The organism is Modestobacter sp. VKM Ac-2979 (genome assembly GCF_026967995.1).
GTDB lineage: Bacteria > Actinomycetota > Actinomycetes > Mycobacteriales > Geodermatophilaceae > Modestobacter.
Genome location: NZ_JAPVBO010000002.1, coordinates 753,756 through 775,395 on the forward strand (window position 1 = coordinate 753,756; position 21,640 = coordinate 775,395).

The 21,640-nt window shown below is 75.0% G+C and carries 26 protein-coding genes; 17 read left to right on the top strand and 9 right to left on the bottom strand.

What is annotated here, in order from left to right; translation table 11 throughout:
• The first annotated feature begins 109 nt into the window (after positions 1-109).
• From O2W15_RS08230 to O2W15_RS08250, 6 genes are all read left to right on the top strand, one after another.
• Positions 110-931, top strand: coding sequence for a hypothetical protein (locus O2W15_RS08230; protein ID WP_269162824.1), 822 nt, complete (start codon positions 110-112; stop codon positions 929-931).
• A 21-nt stretch (positions 932-952) separates the two neighbouring features.
• The gene (locus O2W15_RS08235) at positions 953-1,642 is read left to right on the top strand and encodes an LmeA family phospholipid-binding protein (protein ID WP_269179052.1); all 690 of its coding nucleotides are present in this window, start codon (positions 953-955) and stop codon (positions 1,640-1,642) included.
• A 59-nt stretch (positions 1,643-1,701) separates the two neighbouring features.
• Positions 1,702-2,049, top strand: a complete 348-nt coding sequence (locus tag O2W15_RS08240) for a TlpA family protein disulfide reductase (protein ID WP_269179053.1) — start codon at positions 1,702-1,704, stop codon at positions 2,047-2,049.
• Positions 2,046-2,141 carry a putative leader peptide gene (locus tag O2W15_RS23970; RefSeq protein ID WP_442928848.1) on the top strand — a complete coding sequence of 32 codons (96 nt, stop codon included), beginning with the start codon at positions 2,046-2,048 and terminating at the stop codon, positions 2,139-2,141. Before O2W15_RS08240 ends, O2W15_RS23970 begins: the two co-directional genes overlap by 4 nt.
• A 183-nt stretch (positions 2,142-2,324) precedes the next feature.
• The gene (locus O2W15_RS08245; protein ID WP_269179054.1) at positions 2,325-3,152 is read left to right on the top strand and encodes a sulfurtransferase; all 828 of its coding nucleotides are present in this window, start codon (positions 2,325-2,327) and stop codon (positions 3,150-3,152) included.
• A gap of 6 nt (positions 3,153-3,158) precedes the next feature.
• A complete protein-coding gene (locus tag O2W15_RS08250; RefSeq protein WP_269179055.1) occupies positions 3,159-3,452 on the top strand; it encodes a DUF1416 domain-containing protein in 294 nt (97 codons plus the stop codon).
• A 58-nt stretch (positions 3,453-3,510) separates the two neighbouring features.
• Here O2W15_RS08250 and O2W15_RS08255 read toward each other — a convergent pair whose 3' ends face one another.
• Positions 3,511-4,275 (bottom strand): DUF4184 family protein, encoded by a 765-nt coding sequence (locus tag O2W15_RS08255; RefSeq protein ID WP_269179056.1) that lies wholly within the window; start codon positions 4,273-4,275, stop codon positions 3,511-3,513.
• Positions 4,276-4,277: 2 nt separating this feature from the next.
• Positions 4,278-4,961 carry a TetR/AcrR family transcriptional regulator gene (locus O2W15_RS08260; RefSeq protein ID WP_269179057.1) on the bottom strand — a complete coding sequence of 228 codons (684 nt, stop codon included), beginning with the start codon at positions 4,959-4,961 and terminating at the stop codon, positions 4,278-4,280.
• 128 nt (positions 4,962-5,089) lie between these two features.
• Between O2W15_RS08260 and O2W15_RS08265 the strand changes: the two genes are divergently transcribed.
• On the top strand, positions 5,090-6,061 hold the full coding sequence (locus O2W15_RS08265; protein ID WP_269179058.1) for an NAD-dependent epimerase/dehydratase family protein: 972 nt from the start codon (positions 5,090-5,092) through the stop codon (positions 6,059-6,061).
• Here the strand turns inward: O2W15_RS08265 and O2W15_RS08270 are convergent.
• Positions 5,995-7,743: a putative bifunctional diguanylate cyclase/phosphodiesterase gene (locus tag O2W15_RS08270; protein ID WP_269179059.1), complete on the bottom strand. Its 1,749-nt coding sequence runs from the start codon at positions 7,741-7,743 to the stop codon at positions 5,995-5,997. The two genes, O2W15_RS08265 and O2W15_RS08270, sit on opposite strands and share 67 nt — an antisense overlap.
• A 10-nt stretch (positions 7,744-7,753) precedes the next feature.
• Complete coding sequence (locus tag O2W15_RS08275) at positions 7,754-8,605, bottom strand: alpha/beta fold hydrolase (protein WP_269179060.1); 852 nt, start codon at positions 8,603-8,605, stop codon at positions 7,754-7,756.
• Positions 8,606-8,891: 286 nt separating this feature from the next.
• Between O2W15_RS08275 and O2W15_RS08280 the strand changes: the two genes are divergently transcribed.
• Both O2W15_RS08280 and O2W15_RS08285 read left to right on the top strand, forming a co-directional pair.
• Entirely contained in the window at positions 8,892-9,464 is a 573-nt protein-coding gene (locus tag O2W15_RS08280; protein WP_269179061.1) for an FABP family protein, read from the top strand.
• A gap of 5 nt (positions 9,465-9,469) precedes the next feature.
• Complete coding sequence (locus O2W15_RS08285) at positions 9,470-11,170, top strand: DUF885 domain-containing protein (RefSeq protein ID WP_269179062.1); 1,701 nt, start codon at positions 9,470-9,472, stop codon at positions 11,168-11,170.
• A 34-nt stretch (positions 11,171-11,204) separates the two neighbouring features.
• Here O2W15_RS08285 and O2W15_RS08290 read toward each other — a convergent pair whose 3' ends face one another.
• From O2W15_RS08290 to O2W15_RS08300, 3 genes are all read right to left on the bottom strand, one after another.
• On the bottom strand, positions 11,205-11,933 hold the full coding sequence (locus tag O2W15_RS08290; protein ID WP_269179063.1) for a hypothetical protein: 729 nt from the start codon (positions 11,931-11,933) through the stop codon (positions 11,205-11,207).
• Positions 11,934-12,270: 337 nt separating this feature from the next.
• Positions 12,271-13,668, bottom strand: coding sequence for a Na+/H+ antiporter NhaA (gene nhaA, locus O2W15_RS08295; RefSeq protein WP_269179064.1), 1,398 nt, complete (start codon positions 13,666-13,668; stop codon positions 12,271-12,273).
• A gap of 70 nt (positions 13,669-13,738) precedes the next feature.
• On the bottom strand, positions 13,739-14,584 hold the full coding sequence (locus O2W15_RS08300; protein WP_269179065.1) for an aminotransferase class IV: 846 nt from the start codon (positions 14,582-14,584) through the stop codon (positions 13,739-13,741).
• A 40-nt stretch (positions 14,585-14,624) separates the two neighbouring features.
• Between O2W15_RS08300 and O2W15_RS08305 the strand changes: the two genes are divergently transcribed.
• From O2W15_RS08305 to O2W15_RS08340, 8 genes are all read left to right on the top strand, one after another.
• Positions 14,625-15,074: a Fur family transcriptional regulator gene (locus tag O2W15_RS08305; protein WP_036336768.1), complete on the top strand. Its 450-nt coding sequence runs from the start codon at positions 14,625-14,627 to the stop codon at positions 15,072-15,074.
• Entirely contained in the window at positions 15,071-16,183 is a 1,113-nt protein-coding gene (gene ygfZ / locus O2W15_RS08310) for a CAF17-like 4Fe-4S cluster assembly/insertion protein YgfZ (protein WP_269179066.1), read from the top strand. The genes O2W15_RS08305 and ygfZ overlap by 4 nt, the downstream gene beginning before the upstream one ends.
• On the top strand, positions 16,180-17,046 hold the full coding sequence (locus O2W15_RS08315) for a 3-keto-5-aminohexanoate cleavage protein (protein ID WP_269179067.1): 867 nt from the start codon (positions 16,180-16,182) through the stop codon (positions 17,044-17,046). Before ygfZ ends, O2W15_RS08315 begins: the two co-directional genes overlap by 4 nt.
• Positions 17,043-17,606, top strand: a complete 564-nt coding sequence (locus O2W15_RS08320; protein ID WP_269162840.1) for an RsiG family protein — start codon at positions 17,043-17,045, stop codon at positions 17,604-17,606. Before O2W15_RS08315 ends, O2W15_RS08320 begins: the two co-directional genes overlap by 4 nt.
• Positions 17,606-18,607 (top strand): asparaginase, encoded by a 1,002-nt coding sequence (locus tag O2W15_RS08325; protein ID WP_269179068.1) that lies wholly within the window; start codon positions 17,606-17,608, stop codon positions 18,605-18,607. The genes O2W15_RS08320 and O2W15_RS08325 overlap by 1 nt, the downstream gene beginning before the upstream one ends.
• 43 nt (positions 18,608-18,650) lie before the next feature.
• The gene (locus O2W15_RS08330) at positions 18,651-19,151 is read left to right on the top strand and encodes a helix-turn-helix domain-containing protein (protein WP_269179069.1); all 501 of its coding nucleotides are present in this window, start codon (positions 18,651-18,653) and stop codon (positions 19,149-19,151) included.
• On the top strand, positions 19,148-20,071 hold the full coding sequence (locus O2W15_RS08335) for a hypothetical protein (RefSeq protein ID WP_269179070.1): 924 nt from the start codon (positions 19,148-19,150) through the stop codon (positions 20,069-20,071). Before O2W15_RS08330 ends, O2W15_RS08335 begins: the two co-directional genes overlap by 4 nt.
• 139 nt (positions 20,072-20,210) lie before the next feature.
• Positions 20,211-20,498, top strand: coding sequence for a DUF2516 family protein (locus tag O2W15_RS08340; RefSeq protein ID WP_269162844.1), 288 nt, complete (start codon positions 20,211-20,213; stop codon positions 20,496-20,498).
• A gap of 28 nt (positions 20,499-20,526) precedes the next feature.
• On the opposite strand, the gene O2W15_RS08345 is transcribed toward O2W15_RS08340, so the two are convergent.
• The gene (locus O2W15_RS08345) at positions 20,527-20,730 is read right to left on the bottom strand and encodes a PspC domain-containing protein (RefSeq protein ID WP_269162845.1); all 204 of its coding nucleotides are present in this window, start codon (positions 20,728-20,730) and stop codon (positions 20,527-20,529) included.
• Between the two features lie 47 nt (positions 20,731-20,777).
• The gene (locus O2W15_RS08350; RefSeq protein WP_269179071.1) at positions 20,778-21,638 is read right to left on the bottom strand and encodes a spermidine synthase; all 861 of its coding nucleotides are present in this window, start codon (positions 21,636-21,638) and stop codon (positions 20,778-20,780) included.
• Positions 21,639-21,640 lie beyond the last annotated feature (2 nt).

The window sequence follows — 21,640 nt, forward strand, 5'->3', positions numbered from 1 at the left end:
GCCGCCGCCCCGGCGAGGTCGTGACCCACCGCACGGTCCGGTCGCGCGCCGGCGACACGACGACGCCGGCGTGCCCGGCGGTCCGGGCACCCTCTGCGAGGATCGCGGGGTGACGCAGGCCGCTCCGGACACGCAGCTGTCCCCGCGCGCCCACCACCTCCCGGCCGCCGGCCTGGTCGTCGTGGTGACCGCGGTGGCCGTCTGGTTGCCCGCTGCGCTCGGTGACACGGGGCGGGTCGCCTCGGTGGCGCTGCTCCAGGCGGGCCTGGTCGCCGGCTGGGTGGTCGCCACCGGCATCCGTGGCTCCGCGGGGTCCCTCGCCCTGGGTGGCGCCGCGGCGATCGCGGCCGACGCGGCGATGCTCCTCCCGGGCCGCCCGCAGCTGGACTGGCTGCTGGCGGTGCTCGGCCTGGGGTTCCTGGCCGCCGTCGTCCACCAGATGACCCGCCCGGCACCCCGCCGGTACCTCGTCGCGTCCCTGGCCGGCGTCGTCCTGCTGCTGTGCTCGGTCTGTGCGCTGGCGGTGCTGCTGGGGGTCGCCCGGCTCGAGGGCGGGGCACGGGCGCTGGAGACGGCGGTGCTGGTGGTCGGTGCCGCACTGCTGGTCGGTCACCTGGTCGACCTCGTGCTGCCCCGCCCGGAGATCACCCCCGACGTGCCCCGGGGCCTGCTCGGCGTCGTCCTCGCCGTGCTGGCCGCCACGGGGGTGGCTCTGCTGGGCCGCGAGGGCGACGCACTGGTCGACGCCCTGTCGGCGGCCATCTACGGCGCGGCACTGGGTGGGGCGGCCGCGCTGACTGCGCTGGGCGCCTCCTACGTCGTGGCCGAGCGCGGCGGGTGGAGCTGGGCGCTGCCGGTCGTGCAGGCGGTGCTCCCGCTGGCCGCCGTCGCACCGGTGGCCTACGCCCTCGCCTCGTACGGCGCCGGCTGAGCGGCAGGGGAGACTCGACACGTGAAGGCACTGCTGATCGTCCTGCTGCTCGCCCTCGGCCTGCTGTTCCTGGTCGACCGGGTCGGCGTCTCCGTCGCCGAGGGGCAGGTCGCCGAGCAGGTGGCCGAGCGCGGTGGGCTGGCCGGTACGCCGGAGGTCGACATCACCGGGTTCCCGTTCCTCACCCAGGCGCTGGCCGGTCGTTACGACGAGGTGCGGATCAGCTTGACCGCCGAGCAGCTCGGCGAGCCGGCCGGCACCCGCGCCGACGTGCAGCTGTACGGGGTGCAGGTGTCGTTGTCCGACGTGATCTCCGGTTCGGTCCAGGCGATCCCGGTCGAGCAGGTCGACGGGACGGCGACGCTCTCCTACGAACTGCTCGCCCGGGAGCTCGGCGGCGACACCCGGCTGGCCCCGGAGGGCGACCGGCTGCGGATCGACCGCACGATCGACCTGGCCGGGATCGAGGTCCCGGTCATCGCCCGGGGCAACGTCACCCTCGACGGACAGGACCTGGTGGTCGACGTCGAGGACGCATCGGCAGCGGGCGTCGACGTCCCCGGCTTCGTGCTGGACCGGGCCGTCGACGTGCTCGACTTCCGGTACCCGGTGCCGGAGCTGCCCTTCGGCCTGGAGCTGACCAGCGTCGACCCCGGGGAGGACGGCGTCCTCGTGGTGGTGGCGGCGACCGACACGGTGCTGCAGGGCTGATCGGCGCTGCCGGGCGGATCCGCCGGAATGTGACCGGCGGGGCGCCCGTTGCCCCTCAGGTGACCACGACGACCAGCACCGCCGGCGCCACGGCCGCCCTCGCCGGGCTGGGCGTGCGTCCGGCGGAGGCGGAGCTGACCGTCGTCCAGTTCTCCACCGCCTTCTGTGGGCCGTGCCGGGCCACCCGTGCCCGGCTGCAGCGCCTGGAGGCGACGCATCCGGGGCTGTCGTACGTGCACGTGGACGCCGAGAGCCACCTGGACGAGGTCCGGGCGCTCGACGTGCGGGTCACGCCGACGCTGATCTGGCTGGACGGCGCCGGGGCGGTGGTGGCCCGCAACACCGGCGCGCCGGGGCCGGCTGAGCTGGCCGCCCTGGTGGCCGCTCATGTGAGGCCGGGGCGATGATCCGCTACCCTCGCGCCGTGGGCCCCCTGCTGACCTCGCGCCGCACAGTCGACCTGTGCCGCGTCGCCAGCTCCCGCTGTCCGGCCTGCTGAGGCCGCACCCCCGCGCCGGAGACCCCGTCCCGCGCCGCTCTCCGCACGCCCTGGCCGCCCCCCGCCGGATGTGCGCTCCGGTGGACACCGGCTCCGCGGTCCCGCACGGGATCGGCACCCGTTCCAGATCCGCACCGCACGACGTCCGCACCATCCGCCCCACCTGATGGAGGAACCACACTCATGAGCCGTAGCGACGTGCTCGTCACCGCCGACTGGGCCCAGGAGCACCTGGGCGACCCCGGACTCGTCTTCGTCGAGGTCGACGAGGACACCAGCGCCTACGACGGCGGCCACCTCGAAGGCGCTGTCAAGCTGGACTGGAAGACCGACCTGCAGGACCCGCTGCGCCGTGACTTCGTCGGCCGCGAGGCGTTCGAGGCGCTGCTCTCCTCGCGCGGCATCGGCAACGACGACACCGTGGTGCTGTACGGCGGCAACAACAACTGGTTCGCCGCCTACGCCTACTGGTACTTCAAGCTCTACGGGCACCGCGACGTGAAGCTGATCGACGGTGGGCGCAAGAAGTGGGAGCTCGACGGCCGCCCGCTGTCCAAGGACGCCGTGGAGCGCCCGGCCACCACCTACCGCGCCAGCGAGCCCGACCTGTCGATCCGCGCCTTCCGCGACGAGGTCGTGTCCTCGATCGGCAACAAGAACATCATCGACGTCCGCTCGCCCGACGAGTTCTCCGGCAAGATCCTCGCCCCGGCGCACCTGCCGCAGGAGCAGGCGCAGAAGGGCGGGCACGTGCCCACGGCGATGAACATCCCGTGGAGCAAGGCGGCCAACGAGGACGGCACGTTCAAGAGCGACGAGGACCTGGCCAAGCTCTACGCCGAGCAGGGCTACGACGAGACCAAGCCGACGATCGCGTACTGCCGCATCGGCGAGCGCTCCAGCCACACCTGGTTCGTGCTGCGCGAGCTGCTCGGCAAGTCCGACGTCAAGAACTACGACGGCTCCTGGGTCGAGTACGGCTCGCTGGTCGGCGTCCCGATCGAGAAGTGAGCTGACATGTGCGGAGCCCCCAAGCAGGGCGGCAGCCTGGCCGGTGTCGACCTGAGCACCCAGACCGTCATCCAGGGATCGGTGTGGCACGACGGCACCCCGGTCGCCGGCGCGTACGTGCGGCTGCTGGACGCCACCGACGAGTTCACCGCCGAGGTGGTGACCAGCCCGGAGGGTGAGTTCCGGTTCTTCGCCGCACCGGGCCGCTGGACGCTGCGCACCCTGGCGCCGGTCGGCCGCGCCGAGCGGGCGGTCGACGCCGAGGTCGGGCTGAACGAGACCACGCTCGCCATCGCGTGAGGACCTGCTTCCTCCCCACCCTTCGCGAGCTCAGGGCGGGCCCCTGGAAGCAGGCCGGTCAGTGCCCGCTCCGGCTCCGGCCGGGGCGGGCGCTGTCGTCTGCGAGCCGGCGCACCCACCACACGGCGGCCAGGGCCAGCGCGGTCCCGGCGGCCACCCCGCCGCCGCGGAAGGCGGCCTCGACCGCGGCCGAGCGCAGGTCGGCCGCGCCGGGGACGGCGGTCAGCCCGCCGACGACACCGGCTCCCGCCACCACCAGCCAGGGCGCCCACCAGGCCGGCCGGTGCGGCGCCGGGACGGCGGGAGTGCGTCGCCACCACCACACGAGCCAGGCCAGCAGGACCAGGAGCCCGAGCAGCCCGCTGCCCTCCTGGGCCCACCGGTGCCCGGGCAGGCCCGCCCACGGCTCGCGCAGCAGCGTGACGTGCTCGGTTCCCCAGCGGCCGGGGTGGGTGAACTCGTCCCAGAGCACGTGCGTCGCGGCCCCGACGAGGAACCCCGCCACCGCCAGCGCCGCCTGTCCCGGCGTGCGCAGTCGCCGGCGCAGACCCAGCCGCGCACCGTCCAGCCGGCCCCGGAGGTCTGCCGGGGTGGCGTGCAGCGCCGGCGCCGCCAGCAGCCCGTGCCAGAGCGCCCACAGCAGCGCACCCAGCAGCAGGTCCACGGTCACCACGGCGAGCGCGGTGTGCGTGCGGAACCCGGGGTGTGCAGGCAGGTAGTACGGCAGGTCGGGGGCGAGACTGCCGGCCACCAGCGCCGAGGCGGGCAGTGGCGTGCGCAGGAACGGCAGGACGGCGGCGGGGTGACTGCCGGTGAAGGGCACGCTCAGGCGTCCCGCAGGCCGACGAGCCCGGCGAGGTCGCGCATCGCGTCGTCGAAGAAGGCGTCCGGGTCGGCGGATGCGCCGGTGAAGTGGCCGAAGAGCTCGAAGCTGATCGTGCCGAAGACGCTGCTCCACGCCAGCAGGGCCCGGGCCCGCACGGCGTCGTCCAGCGTCGGGTGCTCCCCGCCCAGCACCGGGATGGCGTCGGGGCTCACGACGCCGGTCGCCCGGCCGGTCGCGGGCGGGAGCAGCCCGGCGCGGGCGGCGTCGCCGAGGACCCGGCCCAGCACGGCGCCGACCCGGATGGCCGCCGGCACGGTGTCCCGGGGCGCCCGGTAGCCGGGCACCGGTGACCCGTAGAGCAGCGCGTACTCGTGCGGGTGGTCCAGGGCCCAGCGACGCACGGCCCGGCAGACACCGAGCCACCGGGTCACCGGCCGCGCCGCCGGGTCGTCGGCCCGTTCGGCGACCTCTCCCAGGGCGTCGTACCCGTCGATGATCAGCCGGGTCAGCAGGTCGTCGCGGCTGGGGAAGTAGCGGTACACGGCGGAGGAGGCCATGCCCAGCTCCCGGGCGACGGCCCGGAGCGAGAGGCCGGCAGCGCCGACGGTGGCGAGCTGAGCGCGGGCCAGCGCGGTGATCTCGCCGGTCAGCTCGGCGCGGGCGCGGTCACGGGCGGTCGGCACCGGTCCAGGGTCGCCGACGAGAGCGCTGCACGCAATCAAGAGCGGTGCTCTTGACAGGAGTGGGGGCCGGGAGGACGGTCGACGGCATCACCGAGAGCACTGCTCTCGAACGACGACCGGAGGACGACATGGGGAGACACGTGGTGCTCGGCAAGGGCCCGGTGGGGACGGCGACCGCCCAGCTGCTGGCCGAGCGGGGGCACGAGGTGGTGGTGCTCTCCCGCAGCGGCGGCACGAGCACCGGCGACGTGCAGCACCGGGCCGTGGACGCCGCCGACGGAGCTGCGCTCTCCGCGGCGGTCGGTGCGGCCGACGCGCTGTACAACGCGGTCAACCCGCCGCGCTACGACCGGTGGACCCGCGACTGGCCGCCGATCGCCGCGGCGGTGCGCTGCGCGGCCGAGGACGCCGGCGTGCTGGTCGTCATGGGCAGTCTCTACGGGTACGGCCGCCCCGGCGGGCCGATGACCGCCGACACCCCGCTCGCGGCGACCGACGTCAAGGGCCGGCTCAAGGCGTCGATGTGGGCCGACGCGCTCGCCGCGCGGGCCGCGGGCCGGTTGCGGGTCACCGAGGCACGGGCGTCGGACTTCGTCGGACCGACGGTGCCGCCCCCGCAGTCGCACGTCGTCCGCCAGCTGGCCACGCTGCGCGCCGGCCGGCGGGCCTGGGTGATCGGCGACCCCGACGCCCGGCACAGCTGGACCTACGTCCCCGACGTCGCGGCCACGCTGGTCACCCTCGGCACCGACGCGCGGGCGGAGGGGCGGGCGTGGATGGTCCCCAGCGGGGAGCCGCGCAGCCAGCGGGAGGTGCTCACCGACGTGGCCGCCGCGATGGGCAGCCGGCCGGCGCGGGTCAGCGGCATCCCGTGGCCGGTGCTGCGCGCGCTGGGGGCCGCGGACTCCCAGATGCGCGAGCTCGTCGCGATCCGGCACCAGTGGGACGCCGACTTCGTCCTGGACAGCAGCGAGACCACCGCCGTCCTCGGGCTGGAGGCCACCCCCTGGGCGGAGGTGGTGCAGGCGACCGCTCAGGCGGGGACGTCGGCCGGCTCGGTGAGCAGCGCCGAGGGCGGGACCGGTCGACTGAAGAAGTAGCCCTGGGCCTGGTCGGCGCCCAGCGCGCGGAGGGCGTCGCGTTCGGCGGCGGTCTCCACCCCCTCGGCGACGGCGACCAGGCCCATCGCGTGGGCGAGGTGCACGCAGCTGGCGACGATCGCGTGGTCGCCGGCGTCGGTGGTCATCCCGGTGACGAACGACCGGTCGATCTTCAGCTCGTCGACGGGGAACCGCTTGAGGTAGGTGAAGCTGGAGAAGCCGGTGCCGAAGTCGTCCACGGCCAGCAGGACGCCGAGCGCCTTGAGCGCCTGGAGCGAGCGGAGGGCGGCGTCGGGGTCGCTCATCAGCGCCGTCTCGGTGATCTCCAGGACCAGCCGGGAGGCCGGCAGCCCGGCGCGGGCCAGGGTGCGGGCGACCAGCGGCACCAGGTCGGGGTCGGCGAGCTGGCGTGCGGAGAGGTTGACCGCCGTCTGCAGCCCCGCCGGCCCGCCCGACGCGTCCCAGCGGACGGCCTGCTCCACGGCCTCGGTCAGCACCCAGGCGCCCAGTTCGCGGATGACGCCGGACTGCTCGGCGGCGTCGATGAACGCGGCGGGCTGGAGCAGCCCTCGGGTCGGGTGCTGCCAGCGGACCAGCGCCTCGACACCGCTCAGCTGCCCGGTCGGCAGGTGCCGGCGGGGCTGGTAGTACACGCGCAGCTCACCCTGGCGGATGCCGTTGCGGAGCTGCTCCAGCAGCAGGAGCCGGTCGGCGCCCGGGTCGCTGTCCCCGGGGCGGTGGGCGGTCCAGCGGCCGCTGCCCTGGGCCTTGGCCCGGTACATGGCGTGGTCGGCGCGGCGGAGCAGGAGCTCGGCGAGCTCGGTCGTGTCCGCCCCGGCCACCGGCACCTCGGCCGAGCAGATCCCGACGCTCGCGGTGACGACGACCTCCACGCCGTGCAGCACGACCGGTTCGGCGAGCAGGTCGATCAGCCGCTCGGCGACCCGGGCGGCGCCGGCGGCGGTGACGTCGTCCAGGACGACGAACTCGTCGCCGGCGAAGCGGGCGACGTCCGCGCCGGCGCGGACGGCGGAGCTGATCCGCTGCCCGACCACCTGCAACAGCTCGTCACCGCTGGCGTGCCCGAGGGCGTCGTTGACCGTCTTGAAGCCGTCGAGGTCGACGAACAGCACGGTCGGCACCGAGTCGTCACCCCGCTCGGTGCGGGCCGCCCCGAGCCGGCCGTGCAGCGCCCGCAGCAGGCCCGGCCGGTTGAGCATCCCGGTGAGCTCGTCGTGGTGGACGAGTTCGGCGAGCTCTGCCTCGGCCTGGGTGATCCGCGCCTCGGACTCCTCGGCCCGCCGCCGCGCGGCCAGCAGCTCCTCCTCGTAGCGGCGGCGCTGCTGGGCGTCGACCAGCGCGACCCGGGTCTCCGGGCCGTCCGCACCCTCCACGCGGGTGGCGCTCAGCAGGGCCGGGTGGCGCGACCCGTCGGGCCCGACGACCTGGACGGAGGCCTCGGCGATCCGGCCGCTGACCATCAGCTGAGGGAGGGAGTGCGTCGTGTACAGGACCCGGTCGCCGATCGGCAGCAGCGTCGGGAACGGGGTGCCCAGCAGGTCCGCCGCGGTGTGTCCGGTCCAGTCGGTGAAGGTCGCGTTGACCGCGGTGATCAGGCCGTCGTCGTCCAGCAGCAGGTGTCCGTTCGGGGCGTGCTCCCACAGCTCCGCGTAGTCCCTCATGGTCGGTCCCTCAGCGCCGGGGCAGCAGGTGGGCGCGGATGGCCGCGGCCGTCTCCTCGGGCGCGCTGATGTGCGGGCAGTGCCCGATGGCCTCGAGCTGCACGAGCGTCGAGCCGGTCAGCCGGGCGTGCAGGTGGTCACCGACCGAGGAGGGCACCAGGGCGTCGGCGCGGCTCTGCACGATCACCGAGGGGGTGGTGACCCGGGGCAGCAGCGGGCGGAAGTCCGTGGTGAACATGATGACCAGCAGCTGGCGGGCGACGTCGGGGTCGACCCGGCAGAAGCTGGCGGTGAGCCGGGCGCCGTTGTCCGGGGCGTCCGGGGTGCCCATGATCACCGGGGCCATCGCCTCGGCCCAGGTGAAGTAGTTGCTGTCCAGCGCGCCGGCGACCTCGGCCATGTCGGCCGTGGAGAAGCCGCCGTCGTAGCCGTCGGCCGGGTCCTGCAGGAAGTACGGGGACGCGGCCACCAGCACGAGCTGCCGGAAGCGTCCGGGCTCCTGGACCGCGGCGAGCAGGGCCATCATCGTGCTGACGCTGTGCGCGACGAGCGTGACGTCGTGCAGGTCGAGCTCCCGGCAGATGGCCAGGATGTCCTCGGCGTGCGCGTCCAGGGTCGCGTAGTGGACCGGGTCGTAGGCCGCGACGTCGGACCGGCCGTAGCCCATCAGGTCGTAGCGGACGACGCGGTGGTCGGCGCTGACGTGCGGCAGGACGCCGTCCCACATGCCCTGGTCGCAGCCGAAGCCGTGTGCCAGCAGCAGCACCGGTCCGTCCGGGTCGCCGGTGCTGGTCACGTGCAGCCGCTCTGCCACCGGTCCGGTCAGGGCCTCGGTCGGCCGGAGGGCCGCGTCCATCGACATGTTCTCCACCTCGGGGTGCTCGGATCCACGGGTTCGAGATCCGTCGTGCACTTCCTACGTCGGCCGGTGCGCGCCGACGCTTGAGCGGAGTCGGCGGCTGCCGCCGGAGATCGCCCGGCCGGGTGAGGCCGCCCCGCTCCCGGTGGGCGCAGGGTGTCCGGATTACCGTGACGGGCATGGGTCTGTTCTCCGCCTGGGTGCTCATCACCCTCGTCGCGCTCGTCGCGCTGGGCTTCGCCGCCTGGGCGTGGCGGGTCGCCCGCACCGAGCGTCCGGGGCGCGCACGATGAGCGCCGCCGTCCCGCCCGGCCTGCCGACCGGGCCGGTCGCCGGTCCGACCGAGCTGCCGGTCCCGGACACCGTCGACGTCCGCGAGGGGCCCGAGGTGGCCCACGAGCTGCTGTCGGTGCTGCCGCTGCTGGGCGAGTGGCACGGGGAGGGGCAGGCCGCCGGCACCGGGGGCGACCACCGCTTCGGGCAGTGGGTCCGCTTCGCCCACGACGGGCGCGGCTTCCTCAGCTACGAGTCGCGCACCTGGCGGCTGACCGCCGACGGCCAGGTCGACGGCCCGGACCAGCGGGAGTCCGGCTTCTGGCGGCCCCGCGGCGAGGAGGAGGTGGAGCTGCTGGTCAGCTCGCCGGCCGGCCTCGTGGAGATCTACGTCGGCACGGCCCGGACGACGACCAGCTGGGAGCTGGACAGCGACGTGCTGGCCCGCACGCCCGACCACCCCGACACCAGCCGGGCCAAGCGGCTCTACGGCATCGTCGACGGCGCCCTGCTCTACGCCGTCGACCGGGCGGCGGGCGACCAGCCGCTGCGCCCCACAATGTCCGCCCGCCTGGAGAGGATCCGCTGAACCCCGTGACGCAGCCAGCCACCACCCCCCGTCAGGTCGCCGACCGCTACGTCGACGCGGTCTGCGACCTGGACCCCATCGTCGCCACCCAGCTGGGCACCCGCCCCGGTGACGACCGGCTGCCGGACACCAGCCCGGCCGGGCTGGCCGCCGAGGCCGAGCTGATCCGGGCCACGCTCGCCGAGCTGGACCGCGTGCTGGCGGCGGACCCGTCCCTGGACGACGACCCGGTCGAGCGCCGCTGCGCGCGGCTGCTGCGGGAGCGGCTCACGGCTGCGCTGGACCTGCACGAGGCCGGCGAGGACCTGCGGGCGGTGTCCAACCTCTTCTCCCCGGTGCACGCCATCCGGCAGGTCTTCTCGATGATGCCGACCAGGACCCCGGAGGACTGGGCGGTGCTGGCCCGCCGGCTCGCCCGGGTGCCGGCGGCCTACCGCGGCTACCGCGAGTCGCTGACCGCCGGGGCCGCGCAGGGCCTGTTCGCCGCGCCCCGCCAGGTGCACACCGTCGTCGGGCAGCTCGACGAGTGGCTGGCCGGCCCCTACTTCGCCGGTCTGGTCGCCGCCGGCCCGGATGAGGTGCGCGCCGAGCTGGACGCCGCGGCTGCTGCCGCCGACGCCGCGGTCGCCGCCGTCCGCGACTTCCTCCGCGACGAGTACGCCCCGCAGGCCGAGGGCACCCCCGACGCGGTCGGCCGCGAGCGGTACGCCCGGTTCGCCCGCTCGTGGAACGGCTCGGACCTCGGCACCGGCACCGGGCTGGTGGAGGCCTACGCCTGGGGCTGGGCCGAGCACCAGCGGATCCTGGCCGAGCAGCGCCTCGAGGCCGAGAAGGTGCTCCCGGGGGCCACCCCGATGGAGGCGATGCGCTGGCTGACCGAGCACGGCGAGGCCGTCCAGGGCGTGGAGCCGGTCCGGCAGCGGCTGCAGGCGATGATGGACACCGCGATCGAGGCCCTCGACGGGGTGCACTTCGACATCGCCGGCCCGGTGCGCCAGGTGGAGGCGATGATCGCCCCGCCGGGCAGCGCCGCGGCGCCGTACTACACCCGGCCGACCCAGGACTTCTCCCGTCCCGGCCGCACGTGGCTGCCGACGCTGGGCCGGGAGCGCTTCCCGCTGTGGGACCTGGTCTCGACCTGGTACCACGAGGGCGTCCCCGGTCATCACCTGCAGCTGGCCCAGTGGGCGTACGTCTCCGGTGAGCTGTCGTCCTACCAGACCTCGCTGGGGTCGGTCGGGGCCAACGTCGAGGGCTGGGCGCTCTACGCCGAGCGGTTGATGGACGAGCTGGGCTTCCTGACCGACCCCGGCGCCCGGCTGGGCTACCTGGACGCGCAGCAGATGCGCGCCGTCCGGGTGGTGGTCGACATCGGCATGCACCTGGAGCTGCCGATCCCCGACGACGCCGAGGGCGCCGTTGCGGCGCACCGGGGCGAGCCGTGGACGCCGGAGCTGGCGCGCGCCTTCTTCGGGGAGAACTGCGGCCGGGACGCCGACTTCCTGGACAGCGAGCTCGTGCGGTACCTCGGCATGCCCGGGCAGGCGATCAGCTACAAGCTGGGGGAGCGGGCCTGGCTGGCCGGCCGGGAGGCGGCCCAGCAGGCGCGGGGCGCCGACTTCGACCTGAAGGCCTGGCACATGGCCGCGCTCTCCCAGGGCAGCCTCGGCCTCGACGACCTGGCCGCCGAAATCGCCCAACTCTGACCCGCTGGGCGACAGAAATGGCCATTTCTGTCGCCTAGCAGTCGGGGGCGTCGGGTGGGGTGGGGTTGACCTGGTCGGCGTCCCAGGTGGTGCGCTGGCCGGGAGCCGCGGGGACGACCTCCAGGCCGTCGACGGCGAAGAGCTCGGCGATGCAGGCGGCGCTGCCCCCGACGTAGGTGCTGACCAGGTCGATGTCGGTCACCACGCACCAGGCGCGGTCGGCCGGCCACCACAGGTTGGCGCTCTGCTCGAACGGCTCGGCGGCCATGTTCTGTGCGGCCAGCTCGACCGGACCGTTGATCAGCCAGTACTCGCGGTCGGGCAGGCTCAGCGTCGGGTGGTCGGTGATGACGGCGCCGCCCTGGGCCACGGCGAACCAGCAGACGTCGGGGGTCGTCGTCCAGCGGGACAGCACCGCGACCAGGCGTTCGGCGACCGGGGCGGGGAGGTGGCCGCGGGCAGGGGCGCCGTGCCACAGCGGCGACTGGTCGTCGTTCTCGAAGTACTCCATCGCGCCGGTGACCGAGCCCCACTGCATCAGCGGGTGCACGGTGGTGCCGTTGGCGGCCGCGACGGAGGCCCAGGGGACCTCGACGTCGTCGTCCCCCACGTACCGCACGGCGGGGTGGAAGACCCGGGCGATGGCCTCGAAGGAGGAGGGGACCAGCGCGGCCACGGTTGCCGGCGCGGCGGACGCGGCGGACTCGGCGAGCCAGATGCCGGCCGAGGTGTCCAGGGCGACGGAGCGACCGGTGAACTGCACGCCCGACCCCTCCCCCCAGACAACGGACAACCCCCGGGCTGCTCCGTGGCGCTGTACCCACCGTGGTGGGGAGCGACTCACGGGCCGACTGGACAACGTCGGCAGCCCGGGGGTCGGGTGACTGTCCGGTTCTCGCCTGCCGCCATCGACGGACGGGCGGGAGTGCCGTCGCTCAGGTGCTGTGGGTCTTCCACAGGTTCTGAACGGGCGGCCCATCTGGACGGCGGCTAGCGGACAGCCACCTCACGTGTCCTGTAAGTCATCAACTTCGGGACCACCTCCTCTCTCGTGTGCCACGACGGTACGACGCGGACGAGGGCTCGGCAACGACCTTTTCTCAGGTGTCGGACGACGGGCCGGCGGTGCGCCCGGGCGGGGGCGTGCCCTTCCAGTCCGGGTCGTGGGTCGCCTTGTCGTCGACGGTGCGGACCTGCCGGCCGTCCTCGGTCTGGTAGACGTCGGGCACGCCGTCGGCGTTGAGGTCCTCCGTCTCCTCCAGGGCGATCCGGCGGTAGCGGCGGTCGCGCGACTTGAGCAGGATCGAGGCCAGTGCGGCCGCCGTCAGGGTGCCGACCAGGACGCCGACCTTCACGTGCTCGTCGCGCAGCGAGCCCTCGCCGTAGGCGAGTGCGCCGATGAGGAGGGAGACGGTGAACCCGATCCCGGCGAGCATGGACAGGCCGATGACGTCGGGCCAGCCCAGCGACTCGTCCAGCTCGGCGCGGGTGAAGCGGGACACCAGCCAGGTGGCGCCGGTGATGCCGAGCGTCTTGCCGGCCACCAGGCCCACGACGATGCCGATGGCGACCGGGTCCGACAGCGACTCGACCAGACCGGAGAAGCCGCCGATGGTGACGCCGGCGGCGAAGAAGGCGAACACCGGGACGGCGAACCCGGCGGAGATCGGGCGGATCCGGTGCTCGAGGTGCTCGGCCAGGCCGGGGCCCGCGTCCGGGCCGCCGGCGGCCTGGCTGCGGACGACCGGCACGGTGAAGGCGAGCAGCACCCCGGCGACGGTGGCGTGCACCCCGGACTCGTGCATCAGCACCCAGGTGATGACCGCGAGCGGGATGAGCAGCCACCAGGAACGGATCCGCTTCTGCACCAGGAACCCGAAGACGGCGAGCGGGACCAGCGACAGCAGCAGCGGCGTGACCGCCAGGTCGGAGGTGTAGAAGATCGCGATCACCGTGATGGCGAGCAGGTCGTCGACCACGGCCAGGGTCAGCAGGAAGGTGCGCAGCGCGGTGGGCAGGTGGGTGCTGATCACCGCGAGGACGGCGAGGGCGAAGGCGATGTCGGTGGCCGTCGGGATGGCCCAGCCGCGCAGTGCGCCGTCGCCGGTGCCCAGGTTCACCAGCACGAAAAGGACGGCGGGGACCACCATGCCGCCGACGGCCGCGGCGACCGGCAGGGCCGCCCGCCGAGGGTCACGGAGGTCGCCGGCGACGAACTCCCGCTTGAGCTCGAGCCCGACCACGAAGAAGAAGATCGCGAGCAGCCCGTCGGCCGCCCAGGTGCCGAGGGTGAGGTCCAGGTGCAGCGACTCGGGGCCCACCCGGGTGTCGCGCAGCGCCTCGTAGGACTCCGCCCAGGGCGAGTTCGCCCAGACCAGGGCGATCACGGTGCCCACCAGCAGGAGCGCCCCGCCGATGGTCTCCTTGCGGAGGATCGCGGCGATCCGCGTGGCCTCCGGGTAGGACCCCCGGCTGAACAAGCGGGTGGGTGTGGTCACGTGGCGGCTCCGTTGTGCAGGGTCGGGAAGAGAGTTGCCGACCAGACTTCCCGGCGCACCTCGGAAGAGATTACCGGGCCAGCAGCTCGCGCACCCGCCGGGACGACCCGGCATCTCCCCGGGGCACCCCGTCCAGCCGGGTGACCGTGGCGGCGCCCCGGATGCCGGACAGCAACCAGACCGCGTCGGCGGCCTGCAGGTCCTCGACCGAACCGGCGGTCACGGCGGTCGGCCACCCGGCGGCCTCGGCCCGCTCGAACAGCCGGGCCTGGGTGGTCCCGGCCAGGATGCCGGTCTCCACCGGCGGGGTGTGCAGCCGGCCGCCGGCGGCCCAGACGACGGTCGAGGTCGGGCCCTCCAGCAGCCGGCCCTCCACGGAGGTGAGGACGACGTCGTCCGCGCCGACCGCGTGCGCGTGCCGCAGGGCGGCCATGTTCATCGCGTAGGAGAGCGTCTTGGCCCCGCCCAGCAGCCACGGGGCGGTGGCGCGGGCGTCGGCGGGTACGCCCAGGGAGAGGCTGACGACCGCGATGCCCTCCTCGCGCTGTCGCAGCGTCTCCGCCGGCACCGGGGCCAGCAGGGCCAGCAGCGTCGGTGGGGTGCCGTCCCCGAGGCCGCGGGTGAGCAGGACCCGGCAGGCCCCCTCGACGTCGGCCGGCCAGTCGGCGACCCCGGCCGCCACCACGGCCCGGACGGCGTCGTCCCCGGGGTGGGCGAGCTCCATGATCGACGCCGAGCGGCGCAACCGGGTCAGGTGGGCGTCCAGGTGCGGGGTCGTCCCGCCGGTGACCAGCACCGACTCGAAGACGCCGTCGCCCCGCCCCAGCCCCAGGTCGAACCCGGTCACCACCGGTTCGTCCGGGGCCACCACCGTCGCCGCGCCGTCCCGCCAGACCACGACCCGCGCGTTCGTCACGGCGTCCACCCTGCCGTACCGGCGAACTAGGCTCGGCACCGTGTCCGGACCGGAGAGCGCGCCGCCGTTGGCCGCCGAGCTGCGGGCTCGCGGTCTGCGGCTGACCAGCCAGCGACAGCGGGTGCTCGCGGCCGTCGCCGCGCTGGAGCACGGCACCCCGGAGGAGATCGGCGCCCGGCTGCGAGCCGAGGCCGGCCCGGACGGCGCCGCCCCGGACACCTCGACGGTCTACCGCACCTTGGAGCTGCTCGAGCGGCTCGGCCTCGTCTGGCACACCCACCTGGGCAAGGGCGCACCGATCTACCACGCCGCCCAGCACCCGCACCTGCACGTCGTGTGCCAGTCGTGCGGCGAGATCCACTCGGTCGACCCGGAGCTGCTCGACAGTGCGGCGGAACGTCTGAGCGCTCAGCTGGGTTTCACCCTGGACGTGGGCCACGTGGCGCTGTCCGGCACCTGTCGAGCCTGCGCGGAGAAGGAGAACGCATGAGCTCCCGCCTGTTGCAGCGCCCCGGTGCCGTCGCCCTCGACCTCGAGGGGGGTGGCTCGGTCGCGGCCCACTACGGCGAGCCCCTGCCCGAGCAGCGCCGGCTGGCCGAGGGAGCGGGTCTGGTCGACCGCAGTGACCGGGACGTCGTCGCCGTCCCCGGCCCCGACCGGCTGAGCTGGCTGCACGACCTCACCTCGCAGCACCTGCGCGCGATGCCCGACGGCACCGGCACCGAGGCGCTGTTCCTGGACCCGAACGGCCGGGTCGAGCACCACGCCGTGCTGGCCGAGCTGGCCGGCACCACCTGGGTCGACGTCGAACCGGGCACCGGTGCGGCGCTGACCGCCTGGCTGCAGAAGATGCGGTTCATGCTGCGGGTCGAGCCGGAGCTGCGCACCGAGGGCTGGGCCCTGCTCAGCCTGGTCGGGCCGCAGGGCGACGCGGTGCTCACCGCAGCCGGCTGGCCGGTGCCGTCCGAGGTGCACGAGGTGGCGCCGTTGGCGGACGGCGGCTGGGTGCGCCGGATGCCGGCGATCGGCGACGGGACGGCGGCGGTCGTCGACCTGCTGGTGTCGCGGGCCGAGGTGGCCGCCCGGGCCGACGCCCTGCTGGCCGCCGGTGCGGTGCTCGCCGGCCTGGACGCCTACGAGGCGCTGCGGGTCGAGGCCCGCCGTCCGCGCGCCGGGATCGACTCCGACTCCCGCACCATCCCGAACGAGCTGGTCTGGCTGGACACCGCCGTCCACCTGGAGAAGGGCTGCTACCGCGGCCAGGAGACGGTCGCCCGGGTGCACAACCTCGGCCGCCCGCCGCGCCGCCAGGTGCTGCTGCACCTGGACGGGATGAGCGAGGTGCTCCCCGCGCCGGGCGCCCCGGTCACCGCCGGCACGCGCGAGGTCGGCCGGGTGGGCAGCGTGGTCCGCCACCACGAGCTGGGCGTGATCGGGCTGGCGCTGGTCAAGCAGTCAGTGGCGCCCGACGCCGACCTGCGGGTCGGGGAGGCCGTCGCCGTCATCGACCCCGACGACGCCCCGGCGGCACTCGACGACACCCGGGCGGCGGCCCGCGACCGCGTGCGCGCGGTCCGGTCTGCGACGATCGGCCGGTGAGCACTCCGGTCGGCGTCCAGGGCACCCTGCTGACCCTGGCACCGACCGGCGCCGAGTCGGCCAAGGCCGACGTCCCGGCGCTGCCGGTCACCGTCGACGAGGTGGTCGGCGCCGCCCGCGACTGCCGGGCCGTCGGCGCCGCCGTGCTGCACCTGCACGTGCGCGGCACCGACACCCGGCCGACGCTGGACCTGCCCCGGGTCCGCGAGGTCGTCGCCGCCGTCCGGGAGAGCACCGACCTGGTCGTGCAGCTCTCCACCGGCGGCGCGGTCACCGACCCGGCCGAGGCGCGACTGGCGGTGCTGGACGCCGAGCCGGACGCCGCCTCGCTCTCCCTGGGCACGGTCAACTTCGGCCGGGACGTCTTCTACAACCCCTGGGACCTCATCGTCGAGCTGCACACCCAGATGCAGCAGCGCGGGATCGTGCCCGAGTACGAGGTGTTCGACCTGGGCCAGCTGACGACCCTCTCCCGGTTGCTCGACCGGCACGGGCCGCCCGCCGGCGGGCACGTGCACGTCGACCTGGTGATGGGGGTGCCCGGCGGCATGCCCGGGACGACGGCGGCGCTGGCCGCCTGCCTGCCGTTCCTCCCGCCGGGGGCCACCTTCGCCGCCACCGGCGTGGGCCGCACCTCGCTGCCGGTGATGCTGGCCGCGCTGTCGGCCGGCGGCCACCTGCGGGTCGGCATGGAGGACACGCTGACCTATGCCCCCGGCGAGCCGGTGCGCGACAACGCCCAGCTGGTCGCCCGCGCGGCCGGGCTCGCCCGGATCGCCCAGCGCCCGCCGCTCACCCCGACCGAGGCCCGGCAGCTGCTGGGCATCACGCGCGTCCCCACCACTGCGGAGGTCTCCCGATGACTGTCCCCTCTCCCGCCGGCGGCGCCGGCGTCGACGAGCTGCTCGACCCGTCCTTCCTGGACGGGGTCGACGAGCTGCCGATGACCGAGGTCCGCGCGCTGCGGCACCGCGCCGAGCAGGAGGAGGTCAACCTCTCCTACACCCGGCGGCTGCTCCAGGGCCGGCTGGACATCGTCCGGCGCGAGCTGCAGCGCCGGGCCGAGCACGACGGTCGCTCCCTGGTCGACCTGCTGCCGGAGATCCTGTCGGAGAAGGGCCGCGGCCCCGCGCACGGGCTCGGCCGGCACCAGACCGTCCAGCCGACGTCCCCGGAGCAGTTCGAGACCTGGGTGAACGGGCTGGCGCCGGGGGTGGACCTGTCCGACGTCCCGTCCCTGCCCGACGACCAGCTGGAGCAGGCCGCCCGGGCGCTGGGCGAGGGGGAGCGGACGCTGTCCGAGCGGCGCCGCGGCGTGCAGCAGGTGATGGACACCGTCGCCGGTGAGCTGGCCCGCCGCTACCGCGAGGGCCTGGCCGACGTGGCGCAGCTGCTGGCCGACGAGTCCCGGCACCGCGCCTGATGGGTGACCGCCTGAGCCAGTGGGCCGACGAGCCCGTCCTGGTCGAGGTGTGGCGCGCCGGCCTCGGGGTCGACGTGCTCGAGTCGGTGCACCGTGGCGCGCTGGTCGTGCTCGGTGCCGACGGCGCACCGCTGCTGGAGGTCGGTGACGTCGCCCGGCCGGTGCTGCCGCGCTCGTCGAACAAGCCGGTGCAGGCCACCACGTACCTGCAGGCGGGCTGGCAGCCGCGGGACGACCGGGAGCTGGCCATCGCGGCCGCCTCCCACAGCGGTGAGGACGAGCACCGCGCGCTGGCCGGCGAGCTGCTCGCCGCCGCCGGGCTGGGCCCGGACGACCTGGGCTGCCCGCCGGCGCTGCCGCAGCACGAGCGGACCCGCGCGGAGTGGCTGGTGGCCGGCAGGGCGCCGGAGCGGCTGGCGATGAACTGCTCGGGCAAGCACGCAGCGATGCTGGCCGCCTGTGCCGCGGCCGGCTGGCCGACCGCGGGGTACCTGGAGCGCGAGCACCCGCTGCAGCAGGCGATCGAGGCCCGGCTGGGTGAGGCCGCAGGGGAGCCGGTCGCGGCCGTCGTGGTCGACGGGTGCGGTGCGCCGCAGCACGCGATCTCGTTGACCGGGCTGGCCCGCGGCGTCCTGTCGCTGGTGCAGGCCGAGCCCGGGACGCCGGGGCGTCGGGTCGCCGACGCGATGCGCGCGCACCCCTGGCTGGTGGCCGGCACCGGCCGGGAGGACACCGAGCTGATGCAGGCGGTGGACGGTCTGCTGGTGAAGGGCGGGGCCGACGGCGTGCACGTCGCGGCGTTGCCGGGGGCCGGGGCGGTCGCGTTGAAGCTGGACGACGGCGGGGACCGCGGCCGGGCGCCGGCGCTGGCTGCGGGGCTGCGGCGGCTGGGGGTGCCGGCGGAGACGCTGGCCCGGTGGCTGGTCACACCCGTGACCGGCGGCGAGGGCGTGGTGGGCGAGGTCCGGGCGGCCGCGGTCCTCAGTGGCGCGAGCCGCTAGCAGCCTGCTTGCAGGAGCTAGCGCATTGGGTTAGCGTGGGGCTGTGCAGCGACCCACGGAGTTCGTCCGGGAGCAGGTGACCGCGGTCCGCGAGAGCGTGGCGACCGCGGCCGCCGAGGCCTCGACGGTGAACACCACCGTCAGCTCCTCGGTGGGTGAGTTCATCCGCACCCAGCGCAACGCCGCCGAGGTGTCGCTGCGCGAGCTGTCCCGCCGGGCCGGTGTCAGCAACCCCTACCTGTCCCAGGTCGAGCGCGGGCTGCGCAAGCCCTCCGCCGAGATCCTGGCGCAGATCGCCCGCGGCCTGAAGATCTCCGCGGAGACGCTCTACGAGCAGGCCGGGATTCTCGACCGGCGGTCCGGCACGGCCGGCACCGTGGCCGCCCTGCGCGCCGACGAGGCGCTCTCCGAGCGGCACAAGGCCGTGCTCCTGGAGCTGTACGAGACCTACACCCGGGAGCACGCCGCGCAGCTGGCCCGCGAGCAGGCGGCCGCTCCCACCACCACCGCACCCACCCCCACTCCCCAGGAGGAGACGGCATGAGCCGCACCGACACCCTGAAGCACCAGCACCAGTCCCTCGTCAAGCAGGGCGAGACCTTCGTCCGCACCGGCCTGCTGGCCGCCCTCGGCGCCGGCGACGTCGCGGTCGACCGTGCCCGCACCGTCGTGGGCACCTTCCGCACCCGCGCCGAGGCACTGCCCGGCGAGGCCCAGGTGCAGGCCGACCTGGCCGGCAAGGAGGCCCGCAGCCGCGTCGAGGCCGCCCGCGCCCGCGCCGCCCAGGCGGCGGCCGAGGCCCGGGTCCGCGCCGAGCAGGCCCGCGGGGTCGCCACCACCGTCCGCCCGGACACCGTGCTCGGCACCGTCACCGGCCTCGTGGGGAGCGCCCGCACCCAGGCGCTCGGCGCGATCGAGGAGCTGGCCGGTCGCGGCGAGAAGGTCGTCGACGACCTCCGCACCCAGCCGGCGTTCCGCAAGGTCGTGGCCCGTACCGAGCGGGCCGTCGACGCGGTCGAGGACACCGTCGAGGACGTGCTCGAGGAGACCGGCGAGACGATCGGCAAGGCCTCCGACGAGGTCACCTCGGTCGCGCAGAAGGCCAAGTCGCGCACCGACAAGGCCGTCGACGCCGTCGAGGACACCGTCGAGGACGTGCTCGAGGAGACCGGCGAGACGATCGGCAAGGCCTCCGACGAGGTCACCTCGGTCGCGCAGAAGGCCAAGTCGCGCACCGACAAGGCCGTCGACGCCGCGCAGCAGGAGACCCAGGAGGTCGCCGACTCGGCCAAGCGCAGCGCCCAGGAGACCACCGCCCCGGCGAAGAAGGCCCCGGCCAAGAAGGCGGCCGCCAAGCGCACCACCAAGGCCACCCCGGCGACCGTCGCCCCGGTGATGTCCGAGGGCACCACGGTGCCCGACCCGCTGGCCGTCCCGGCGAAGAGCACCGACGCCACCAGCTGACACAGAGCTGAGCACAGCGCCCCGGCGCCCGCACTGCGGGTGCCGGGGCGCAGTGCTGTCACCGGCGAGGGGTCAGGGCCGGCAGGTGCCGCGAGGGTCGAGGCGCCGCCGCGGGGCTCGGCGCGCCTATCCTTCTGACATGGCTGGCATCGACGGGCTCATCAACCTCGTCGTCTTCTACGCGACCCTCGCCCTCGCGGTGTGGGCCTTCATCGACGCGATCATCCGACCGGCCGCCGCGTTCGTCGCGGCGGGGAAGCTGAGCAAGCCCGGCTGGATGGCGATCACCGGCATCGCGACGCTGGTGCTCCTCTGGCAGGGGCCGCTGAGCTTCCTCGGCCTGCCGGCCGTGATCGCCGCGGTCGTCTACCTGGTGGACGTGCGGCCTGCGGTGCGCGAGCTGCCCCGGGGCAACTCGAACTGGTGAGCTCTCACCGCCCCAGGACGGGGCGGGGTCAGTACCGGTCGTCGCGGGGCATGACCACCCACAGTGCGAGGTAGGCGATGAACTGCGGGCCCGGGAGCACGCAGGAGACGACGAACGCCACTCGAAGACCGGTGCGGGACAGGCCGAAACGGCGGGCCAGACCGGAGCACACCCCCGCGATGACCTTGTGCCGGGTGTCGCGGGTGAGCCGTCGGGATGCGGGAGCATTCATGGGCCGACCCTAGGCCGGGGGCCGGGCAGGTGCACACCCCCAGGTGCTCAGTCGAAGATGCCGGCCGGCGGCGGGGGCGAGGGCTCGGCCACGGCGTCGCTCACCGGCACGGCCTGCCCCACGAAGCGGTCCAGCTCCGCGCCGCTGACCACCCGGGAGGGCATCGGGTCACCGGCGCACCGGCGGGTGAGCCCGGCGATCGGCAGCTCGGCTGCGGACGCGACCGCCACGGTGTTGCCGAACCGGCGCCCGCGCAGCGTGCCGGGCTCGGCGAGCAGGGCGACGTGGCCGAAGACGGCCCGCAGGGTCGCCGCCTGGGCGCGGGCGAAGCGCAGCGGCGGGCCGTCGGAGACGTTCCAGGCCGTGGTGCCGCCGGGGCGCAGCACCCGGGCCACGTCGGTGGCGAACTCCACCGTGGTCAGGTGGGCGGGGGTCCGGGCCCCGGCGAAGACGTCGACCAGGACGACGTCGGCGCTGGCGTCGGGCAGCGCGGCCAGCCCGGCCCGGGCGTCGATCCCCCGGACCCGGACGCGGGCGTTCCGGGGCAGCGGCAGCTCGCGGCGCACCAGCTCGGTGAGCGCCTCGTCGAGCTCCATCACCCGCTGCGCGGACCCGGGGCGGGTCACCGCCACGTAGCGGGGCAGCGTCAGCGCACCCCCGCCCAGGTGCACCACGTCCAGCGGCCGGCCGGGTTCGGCGACCAGGTCGAGCACGTGCCCCATCCGCCGCACGTACTCGAACTCCAGGTAGGTGGGGTCGGTCAGGTCGACGTGCGACTGCGGGGTGCCGTTGACCAGCAGCTGCCAGGAGCCGTCCCGGTCGGCGTCGGCCAGCAGCTCCGCCGTCCCGCCGCCCACCTCGGTGGCGCCCGGGAGTGGCGTGAGGTGCCCGCGGTCGCGTCGGCCCACGG